Here is an 8861-nt window from a genome sequence, read left to right as displayed (position 1 = left end):
GTGTGGGCCAGTGCCGCCACCAGCGGCCAGCCGAGCACCACGTTGCCGAGCCCGCTGGCCAGTTGCCAGGCCGCGACCGCCGCGAAGCGCAGCGCCCAGCGGCGCAGCGCCGGCTCGCCGCTCGCATGCAGTCGCCAGGCCAGCAGCAGCAGCGCCGACAAGGTCACGAACGCGCCGATGCGGTGCACCACGTGGATCGCCGTCAGCGCGGCGAACGGCAGGAAGCCGCCGTCCTTGCCGGCACCCAGCTCGCGCCAGACCGCGAAGCCGTGCTCGAAATCCATCGCCGGCCACCACTCGCCCTGGCAGGTCGGGAAATCGGTGCAGGCGAGCACCGCGTAGTTCGTGCTGACCCAGCCGCCCAGCGTCACCTGGGCGAGGGCGATCGCGAGCACCGCCCACACCGCGCGGCGCAGCGAAGCCGGCATCGCGAGCGACGGCCGGTGGGGGTCATTGGCCTGGGCCTGGACCTGGGCCTGCACCGCGAGCAGCATCAGCAGCCCGAGCCCGCCGAGCAGGTGCAGCGTGACGATGGCGGGGAACAGCTTCATCGTGACGGTCAGCGCGCCGAACGCGCCTTGCACACAGACCCAGCCGAGCGTCGCCGTCGCCCACCACGGTGACAACGCGCGTGCGTCGCGCCGCCGCTGCCGCCACGCCGCGATCGTGATCGCGATGATCAGCACGCCGACCCCGCCCGCAAGGTAGCGGTGCACCATCTCGACCCAGGCCTTGCCGTGCGTGACCGGGCCGCCGGGCATCGCCGTCTGCGCCGCCTCGATGTGGCCTTGCGCGCCCAGCGGGCTGGCGTTGCCGTAGCAGCCGGGCCAGTCGGGGCAGCCGAGGCCGGAATCGCTGAGCCGCGTGAAGGCGCCGAACAGCACCAGGTCGAAGGTGAGGAACAGCGTCATCACCGTGAGGGCGCGCAGCCGCGTCGCCGGGTGCGCGCGGCGGTGCCGCAGCACGATCCACACCAGCGGGCCGGTCGCGAGCAGCACCGCCACCAGCGCCATCGTGGCCAGCGGGCTCAGGTCATAGGACGCCACCGCGCTCATCTCAACGCGCCGGGCGTCCGGGCTGGTCCCACGAGGCCGACGCGCGCAACAATTTTTCAATGTCGCGCTTCAGCCGGGCCGCATCGGGCTTCGGCGGCACCCGCATCATCCACTGCCCCATCGGATCGACGAGGTAGATGTGCTGCGACAGTACCTGCCCCTCGGCCGGCGCGAGCCAGGCCGCGAGCCGTTCGCGCGAGACCCGCAGCACCGAGGCCGGCGTGCCGACCGAGATCGCCTGCATCACCTCCGGCCGCGGCGCGCCCGCGCCGGTGACGAGCCAGACCTTGTCGACACGCTCCTTCTCGCGGCCGAGCGACTCGCGGATCTGCCGCTGCAGGTAGAGATGGTCTTCGCAGGTCTTGTCGCAGGCCGCGTCGCCGACCACGACGATCAGCCACTGATCGCGCAAGGCTGCGGCCGCCACCGGCTCGCCGCCCAGCGTGCGCAGCCCGAGGTCGTCCGGCATCGGCCGCCCCGGTGTGATCAGCTCGCTGTAGTTGGTGCGGCCCTCGGGCCGGATCACGAAGTAGGTGAAGTACGACGCGATCACCGGCGCGGCGCACACCGCCAGCACCAGCAGCATGCGCAGGCGGCCTGCCGCGGTGCGGCGCTGCTCGTCGGCCAGCGCGGGCGACGGCAGCGAATGCACGCTGAAGTTGAGCGGGCTGTCAGGCACGGCGCCGGAGCCGGGGACGGAGGAGTTGGAACCAGACATACAGACCTGCCATCAGTGCGCACATCGCGAACCACTGGAACGCGTACCCATAGTGCTTGTGGATGTCGACCGCGGGAGCGGGCCAGTGGCGCGACAGGCCATCGGCCGGTTCGTCGAGCTGCTGCACCGACAGCGGCCGCAGCGTCACGCCGACCTCCTTCGCGAACGCCGCGAGGTCGAGATTCTGCCGGATGGTACCGGGGGCACCGCCCGCGAAGTCGAACAGCCGTGCGGGAGGCGGGGCGATCAGCCCGCGCACCTCGACGCGGCCGGCGGGCGTCGGCACGCTCGGCACGCGGGTGCGGTCGACCATGTCGCGCGGTGCCCAGCCGCGCTGCACCAGCACCGCATCGCCGCCCGGCAGCACGAGCGGCGTCACGACGAAGAAGCCCGGCCGGCCGTTCATCTGCCGGTTGTCGAGGAAGACGGTGGCCGCCGTCCGCCACTCGCCCTGCAGGCGCACCGGCCGGTAGTGCTGGGCCTCGGCCTCGGGCGCGGTGCGCGCGAGCGTCGCATCGTCGAGCGGCGCCAGGTGGCCGCGCTCGTCGAGGGCCGTCTGCAGCGCCTGCTTCTGCGCGGCCCGGCTCAGCTGCCACATGCCGAGCCGGGCGGTGATGCCCATGCCCAGCACGGTGGCGATCAGCACGATCGCGGCGAGAGTGCGGGTGGAATAATCGGTGCCCATGAAATACCTGATCGGCGTCGCCTTCGTCCTCATCATCGGCGCGCTGGCATTCGCCGGTGTCTTCATGATGCGCGACGGCCGCGATGGCAAGCCGAAGACGGGGAACATGATGCGTGCGCTCGCCGTACGCGTGGGTCTCTCGGTCCTGCTGTTCGCGATCATCCTGTTCAGCTACTGGATGGGCTGGATCCAACCGACGGGCATCCGCACGAGCTGATCACCGCGAATGAAAAAGAGCGCCGCAAGGCGCTCTTTCCATCCAGCAACTCCCCAGGATCCGGCTCCGCCGGGCCGAGGGGAGGCGCCCCTCGGGGGCAGGAGCGAAGCGACTGGGGGGCCCTGTCTAGAGCCAATACACGACGATGTAGAGGCCGAGCCACACCACATCGACGAAGTGCCAGTACCACGCGGCGCCTTCGAAACCGAAGTGGCGCTGCGGCGTGAAGTGCCCGCGCTGCAGGCGCAGCGTGATGAACAGCAGCATCAGCATGCCGACGAACACGTGGAAGCCGTGGAAGCCGGTCAGCATGAAGAAGGTCGAGCCGTAGATGCCCGACGACAGCTTCAGGTTCAGCTCGCTGTACGCATGGTGGTACTCGTAGCCCTGCAGCGTCAGGAACAGGATGCCCAGCAGCACCGTGATCCACATGAAGGTGATCGTCTTCGCGCGCTGGCCGGCGATCAGCGCATGGTGCGCGATCGTCAGCGTGACGCCCGAAGTCAGCAGCAGCGCGGTGTTGATGGTCGGGATCGGCCACGGGCCCATCGTGCGGAACGGCTCGACCGTGCCGGCCGGCGCCGCGGTGAAGCCCACGCCCGAACTCGGCCAGATCGCCTTGAAATCGGGCCACAGGATCGCGTTGTCGAAACTCGCGAGGTTGGGCACCGCATGCAGCCGCGCCCAGAACAGCGCGCCGAAGAAGGCGCCGAAGAACATCACCTCGGAGAAGATGAACCAGCTCATGCTCCAGCGGTACGAGACATCGATGCGGTCGCTGTAGAGCCCGCCCTCGCTCTCGCCGATCGCGTCGCCGAACCACTGCTTCAGCACGAAGGCCCACCACAGCAGCCCGAACAGCAGCACGTACGCCGCCCAGCCGTGGCCGTTGACCCACTGGCCGGCACCGAAGATCACCAGCAGCAGGCCGAAGGCGGCCATCACCGGGTGCCGCGAAGGCGCCGGAACGAAATAGTGAGGGGCCTGGCCCGAATGCGTCGCTGACGACATGTGTTCTCCTGCTAGTCCGATCTGTCTGTCTCTTGCTCTTCAGCTCGCGGTGGCGACACCGCTGGCCAACACCCACTGCACCAGCACCACGAGCACGATCACGAACAGCGCGGCGCCGAGGACGCCCGCGATGATCAGGTGCACCGGGTTCAGCTGCTCCACATCCTTCTCGTAGTCGCCCGACTTGCGCACGCCGAAGAACGACCAGGCAACCGCCTTCATCGTCATCAGGAACGAGCCGCGGCGCTTGACCGCATCCTTCAGGCCATCGCTCATGAACGAGGCTCCTTCGACACCGCCGCCACCTTGCCGCCCGCCACCTCGAAGAAGGTGTACGACAGCGTGATCGTCTTCACGTCCTTCGGCAGCTTCGGGTCGATCACGAACACCACCGGCCACTGCTTGCTCTCGCCCGGCTTCAGCGTGTGCTCGCTGAAGCAGAAGCACTCGAGCTTGTTGAAATGCGGCGAGGCCTGCTTCGGCGCGTAACTCGGGATCGCCTGCGCGGTCATCGTGCGGTCCTGCACGTTGCGGAACTCGTACATCACCGTCGCGAGCTCGCCCGGGTGCACATCGATCGAACGCTGCATCGACTTGAACTCCCACGGCCCGCGCGCGTTGGCATCGAACTCCACCGTGATCGTGCGGCTCGCGTCGACCTGCGTGTTCCTGCTCGGCGCATCCGAATTGCCCGGCACCGCGCGCTCCGACAGCGACAGCACGTTGACGCCGAGCGCTTCGCAGATCGAGCGGTACATCGGCACCATCRCCAGGCCGAAACCGGCCATCACGACGGCCACCACGACCAGCTTGCCCGCCATGCGCAGGTTGTCGGTCTTCAGGCCTTTGTCGTTCATGGCATCAGAGTCCGCATCACAGCCCGAAGAGAGCGGCCTTGGCCATGAAGCCGATGAAGAAGACGATGGCCACCGAGGCCAGGATCCATCCCAGCCGGCGGTTGTTCTTCTTCTGCTCGGGCGTCATGTCAGCCGATCACCTTGGTGGCGGCCGCGTTCAGCTTCGGYGGGTGCTCGAAGGTGTGGAACGGCGCGGGCGACGGCACTTCCCATTCCAGCCCTTCGGCGGCTTCCCACGGCTTCTGCGGCGCCGGCTCGCCCTTGCCACGCATGCAGGGCACGACGATGAAGAGGAAGAAGTAGACCTGCATCAGCCCGAACCAGAACGCGCCGATCGACGCGACCATGTTGAAGTCGGCGAACTGCATCGGGTAGTCGGCATAGCGTCGCGGCATGCCGGCCAGGCCCAGGAAGTGCATCGGGAAGAACGTCAGGTTGAACGAGATCAGCGAGCCCCAGAAATGGATCTTGCCGCGCGTCTCGCTGTACATCACGCCGGTCCACTTCGGCGCCCAGTAGTAGAAGCCGGCGAACATCGCATACAGCGAGCCGGCCACCAGCACGTAGTGGAAATGCGCCACCACGTAGTAGGTGTCCTGCAGCTGGATGTCGACCGGCGCCATCGCGAGGATCAGGCCGGTGAAGCCACCCATCGTGAACACGAAGATGAAGCCGACCGCGAACAGCATCGGCGTCTCGAAGGTCATCGATCCGCGCCACATCGTCGCGATCCAGTTGAAGATCTTCACGCCGGTGGGCACCGCGATCAGCATCGTCGCGTACATGAAGAACAGCTGGCCGGTGACCGGCATGCCGGTCGTGAACATGTGGTGCGCCCAGACGATGAACGACAGGATCGCGATCGACGCGGTGGCGTACACCATCGAGGTGTAGCCGAACAGGCGCTTGCGGGCGAAGGCCGGCACGATGTGGCTCACGATGCCGAACGCCGGCAGGATCATGATGTACACCTCGGGGTGGCCGAAGAACCAGAAGATGTGCTGGTACATCACCGGGTCGCCGCCGCCGGCGGGGTTGAAGAAGCTGGTGCCGAAGTGGCGGTCRGTCAGCGTCATCGTGATSGCGCCGGCCAGCACCGGCATCACCGCGATCAGCAGGTAGGCGGTGATCAGCCAGGTCCAGCAGAACATCGGCATCTTCATCAGCGTCATGCCGGGMGCGCGCATGTTGAGGATGGTGACGATGATGTTGATCGAGCCCATGATCGAGCTCGCGCCCATGATGTGCATCGCGAAGATGCCGGCATCCATCGACGGCCCCATCTGCAGCGTCAGCGGCGCATACAGCGTCCAGCCGGCCGCCGGCGCGCCGCCGGGCATGAAGAACGAACCCACCAGCATCAGCGCGGCCGGGATCAGCAGCCAGAAGCTCAGGTTGTTCATGCGCGCGAACGCCATGTCGGGCGCGCCGATCTGCAGCGGCACCATCCAGTTCGCGAAGCCGACGAAGGCCGGCATGATCGCGCCGAACACCATGATCAGCCCGTGCATCGTCGTCAGCTGGTTGAACAGCTGCGGGTTGACGATCTGCAGGCCCGGCTGGAACAGCTCGGCACGGATCAGCAGCGCCAGCATCCCGCCCACGATCAGCATCGTGAACGAGAACAGCAGGTACAGCGTGCCGATGTCCTTGTGGTTGGTCGCGTAGACCCAGCGGCGCCAGCCGTGCGGGTGGTGGGCATGATCATCATGCCCGGCGTGGGTGTCGTGGCCGTGGCCGTGCGGATCGAGAACTGCGCTCATGGGTAGCTTCCTTTGGGCGACTCTGGCTTGTTGCTTGCGTTCTTGCTTGCGTTGTCGCTTGCGTTATTGCTTGCGCTCAGCGAGCACTTCCGACGGCTGCACGGTCTGGCCGGTCTTGTTCGACCAGTTGTTCTTCGTGTAGGTGATGACCGCGGCCAGATCGGTGTCCGACAGCTGCTTCCACGACGGCATCGCGCCGTTGTTCTGGCCGTTCAGCACCACATGGATCTGCTTGGTCTTGTCGGCGTCGAGCACGACCGGCGACTTGTCCAGCGGCTTGATCGGGCCGCCGCCCAGGCCGTTCGGCTGGTGGCAGGCGGCGCAGTTCGCCGCATAGACCTTCTCGCCGCGCGCGAGCAGCGCGGGCTGCTCCCACACCTTGGCAGGATCGTCGGCGGCGGCGGCCATTTCCTTCTTCTTGCCGTCGACCCACTTCGTGTAGTCGGCGGCCGAGACCACCTTCACGTGGATCGGCATGTAGGCGTGTTCCTTGCCGCACAGCTCGGCGCACTGGCCGTAGTAGTCGCCGATCTTCTCGGCACGGAACCAGGTGTCGCGCACGAAGCCGGGGATGGCGTCCTGCTTGATGCCGAACGACGGCACCATGAAGGCGTGGATCACGTCGGTCGCGGTGGTGATCACGCGCACCTTCTTGTCGACCGGCACGACCAGCGGGTTGTCGACCTTCAGCAGGTAGTCGTCGCCGGACGGCTTGCCGGAGTCGGACATCTCGCGCTGCGTCACGTCGAGCGTCGAGACGAAGCCGATGCCTTCGCCCTCGCCCTTCAGGTAGTCGTAGCCCCACTTCCACTGGATGCCGGTGGCCTTGATCGTCAGGTCGGCCGCGCTGGTGTCCTTCATCGCGACGACCGCCTTGGTCGCCGGCAGCGCCATCAGGATCACGATGACGAAGGGCACGATGGTCCAGATGATCTCGACCGTGGTGCTCTCGTGGAAGTTGGCCGGCTTGGCGCCCTTGCTCTTGCGGTGCTTGATGATCGAATAGAACATCACGCCGAACACGCCGAGGAAGATGACGACGCAGATCGTCAGCACGAAGTAGTGCAGCCAGCGCTGCTCGGCGGCGATCGCGGTGACCGGCGGGTGCAGGTCGAGCTGGTTGACGGCCGGTCCTCCCGGCAGGCTGTTGACGGCCATGGCAGCCGATGTGGCCAACGCGGCGCCCAGGCCCAGGCTGATCTCTCCCGCCCGCCGCCAAAGTGTTTTCGTCTGCTTCATCATCATGGTCGTTTCAGTTATCCCAAAATCACACCGGAGACAGCCGCGCCGCCCCTTGTTGCCAGCGCCGCAGCGCATGGCGCAATTCCTGCGCCAGCTGGCTGCGCAGCTCGGGCCGCACGAAGCGCCCCACCGCAATCCGCCGCCCCTGGCCCGACAACTCGATCAGCGACTGGTCGCCATGCGCCGGCTCCACCCGCACCCAGGCGGGCTGGAACTCCACCCGCTCGACCTGCGGCCCGTTCGCGACTTCCACCGTCAGCCGGTCATCACGCAGCACGATGCTCTCGCTGTCGGTCGCGTGGCGTGCGTACACCCACAGCGCCAGGCCCAGGGCTGACAGCTCGATCCAGGTGAAGGTCATGATCATTCGCGCCCCCTGGAACCAGAACATCGCGGCAATGCCCAGCGACAGGACGCACAACGACAGGTAGAACGCGAGCAGCTGCCTGGGCGCCATCGAGCAGTTGCGCTTGAGCAGCCAGTCGATCGACCAGCCTGCCGGGCCACCCTCCCCGCGGGATTCGTGACCGAAGCGAAACTCTGCCCGGGGTGCCGAGGGCTGCCACGCCGCCGACGAGCTTGTGGACATACTGCGCCTTCTCCAGTTGCCTCCAGAGATCTGTTCTTCGACGGACCCTCTCCGACCCGCGCTGCCGCACCCCTGGCCGCGCACCCCGGACGAATCCGCATTTTTCAAGCCCGCGAGTTTAGCGCAGGCCGCCACGACGCGGCCCTCAGCGCGAACCCTGGCGCGCGCGCACCAGCGCACGCATGTCGTCCAGCGACACCGTCGTCTCGGCCGCCAGCGGCACGCGCGGCGGTGCCTTGAACGCGTGGCCGTAGGCGACTTCGAAGCTCATCGAGATGCGGCCGTCCGGCCCGGCCAGGCCCTGCAGCCCGGCGTGCAGGCGCTCGCGCCAGCGCGGCGTGCGCAGCCCGGCGAAGCGTTCCGGCGCCGCGTTGCCGCCCAGGCCGCGCAGTTCGGCGAGCAGCGCCTGCGGGCTCGCCCAGGTCAGCGTGATCAGCTCCTGGTCCATCACCGGATCGGCGAAACCGGCCTGCACCAGCATGTCGCCGAGGTCGTGCATGTCGACGAAATCGGCCGCCGGCACGGCCCAGCCGAGGCGGCGGTACAGCGCGCGCAACTCCTTCAGCGTGTCGGGGCCGAAGCACGAGAACATCGCGAAGCCGTCGACCGCCAGCGCGCGCTGCCACTGGCCGAGCACCACCGGCGGGTCGAACACCGCCTGCAGCATCATGTTGGCCCAGACCAGCTGCACGCTGCCGGGCTCGACCTGGTCGGCGGACAGCAC

Annotated in this window: 12 protein-coding genes; 1 reads left to right on the top strand and 11 read right to left on the bottom strand. The window is 67.5% G+C overall.

Going from position 1 to position 8861, the window contains the following annotated elements; genetic code table 11:
* The 3 genes from AC1D15_RS10560 to AC1D15_RS10550 all read right to left on the bottom strand — a co-directional run.
* On the bottom strand, positions 1-1055 hold a 1055-nt coding region (locus AC1D15_RS10560), incomplete at its 3' end, for a COX15/CtaA family protein (protein WP_477825940.1).
* A 1-nt stretch (position 1056) separates the two neighbouring features.
* Entirely contained in the window at positions 1057-1773 is a 717-nt protein-coding gene (locus tag AC1D15_RS10555) for an SCO family protein (protein WP_477825939.1), read from the bottom strand.
* Positions 1727-2458 (bottom strand): SURF1 family protein, encoded by a 732-nt coding sequence (locus AC1D15_RS10550; protein WP_477825938.1) that lies wholly within the window; start codon positions 2456-2458, stop codon positions 1727-1729. The genes AC1D15_RS10555 and AC1D15_RS10550 overlap by 47 nt, the downstream gene beginning before the upstream one ends.
* Here AC1D15_RS10550 and AC1D15_RS10545 point away from each other — a divergent pair.
* Positions 2457-2675, top strand: a complete 219-nt coding sequence (locus tag AC1D15_RS10545) for a twin transmembrane helix small protein (protein WP_465114114.1) — start codon at positions 2457-2459, stop codon at positions 2673-2675. The two genes, AC1D15_RS10550 and AC1D15_RS10545, sit on opposite strands and share 2 nt — an antisense overlap.
* A 126-nt stretch (positions 2676-2801) precedes the next feature.
* Here AC1D15_RS10545 and AC1D15_RS10540 read toward each other — a convergent pair whose 3' ends face one another.
* The 8 genes from AC1D15_RS10540 to AC1D15_RS10505 form a co-directional block, all read right to left on the bottom strand.
* Entirely contained in the window at positions 2802-3686 is an 885-nt protein-coding gene (locus tag AC1D15_RS10540) for a cytochrome c oxidase subunit 3 (protein WP_477825937.1), read from the bottom strand.
* A gap of 39 nt (positions 3687-3725) precedes the next feature.
* Positions 3726-3962, bottom strand: a complete 237-nt coding sequence (locus tag AC1D15_RS10535; protein ID WP_047499735.1) for a DUF2970 domain-containing protein — start codon at positions 3960-3962, stop codon at positions 3726-3728.
* Positions 3959-4543: a cytochrome c oxidase assembly protein gene (locus AC1D15_RS10530; protein WP_477825936.1), complete on the bottom strand. Its 585-nt coding sequence runs from the start codon at positions 4541-4543 to the stop codon at positions 3959-3961. Before AC1D15_RS10530 ends, AC1D15_RS10535 begins: the two co-directional genes overlap by 4 nt.
* 16 nt (positions 4544-4559) lie before the next feature.
* Positions 4560-4670, bottom strand: a complete 111-nt coding sequence (locus AC1D15_RS10525) for a cytochrome oxidase small assembly protein (protein ID WP_211191384.1) — start codon at positions 4668-4670, stop codon at positions 4560-4562.
* Position 4671: 1 nt separating this feature from the next.
* Positions 4672-6306 carry a cytochrome c oxidase subunit I gene (gene ctaD / locus AC1D15_RS10520; protein WP_465114116.1) on the bottom strand — a complete coding sequence of 545 codons (1635 nt, stop codon included), beginning with the start codon at positions 6304-6306 and terminating at the stop codon, positions 4672-4674.
* 63 nt (positions 6307-6369) lie between these two features.
* Positions 6370-7545: a cytochrome c oxidase subunit II gene (gene coxB / locus AC1D15_RS10515; RefSeq protein ID WP_477825935.1), complete on the bottom strand. Its 1176-nt coding sequence runs from the start codon at positions 7543-7545 to the stop codon at positions 6370-6372.
* Positions 7546-7573: 28 nt separating this feature from the next.
* The gene (locus AC1D15_RS10510; RefSeq protein ID WP_082004059.1) at positions 7574-8137 is read right to left on the bottom strand and encodes a DUF2244 domain-containing protein; all 564 of its coding nucleotides are present in this window, start codon (positions 8135-8137) and stop codon (positions 7574-7576) included.
* 145 nt (positions 8138-8282) lie between these two features.
* Positions 8283-8861 (bottom strand): class I SAM-dependent methyltransferase (locus tag AC1D15_RS10505; protein WP_477825934.1); only part of this gene is annotated, 579 nt, incomplete at its 5' end.

The organism is Rhizobacter sp. P2_H2 (assembly GCF_056403375.1).
The sequence above is the reverse complement of the archived record's forward strand: the minus strand, read 5'-3'. Positions and strand labels throughout refer to the sequence as shown.

What these genes read in the sequence shown, in the direction of transcription:
- AC1D15_RS10555 (WP_477825939.1), bottom strand. Translation starts at nt 1,773, where the DNA reads ATGTCTGGTTCCAACTCCTCCGTCCCCGGCTCCGGCGCCGTGCCTGAC.
- AC1D15_RS10545 (WP_465114114.1), top strand. Translation starts at nt 2,457, where the DNA reads ATGAAATACCTGATCGGCGTCGCCTTCGTCCTCATCATCGGCGCGCTG.
- AC1D15_RS10550 (WP_477825938.1), bottom strand. Translation starts at nt 2,458, where the DNA reads ATGGGCACCGATTATTCCACCCGCACTCTCGCCGCGATCGTGCTGATC.
- AC1D15_RS10540 (WP_477825937.1), bottom strand. Translation starts at nt 3,686, where the DNA reads ATGTCGTCAGCGACGCATTCGGGCCAGGCCCCTCACTATTTCGTTCCG.
- AC1D15_RS10535 (WP_047499735.1), bottom strand. Translation starts at nt 3,962, where the DNA reads ATGAGCGATGGCCTGAAGGATGCGGTCAAGCGCCGCGGCTCGTTCCTG.
- AC1D15_RS10525 (WP_211191384.1), bottom strand. Translation starts at nt 4,670, where the DNA reads ATGACGCCCGAGCAGAAGAAGAACAACCGCCGGCTGGGATGGATCCTG.
- coxB (WP_477825935.1), bottom strand. Translation starts at nt 7,545, where the DNA reads ATGAAGCAGACGAAAACACTTTGGCGGCGGGCGGGAGAGATCAGCCTG.
- AC1D15_RS10510 (WP_082004059.1), bottom strand. Translation starts at nt 8,137, where the DNA reads ATGTCCACAAGCTCGTCGGCGGCGTGGCAGCCCTCGGCACCCCGGGCA.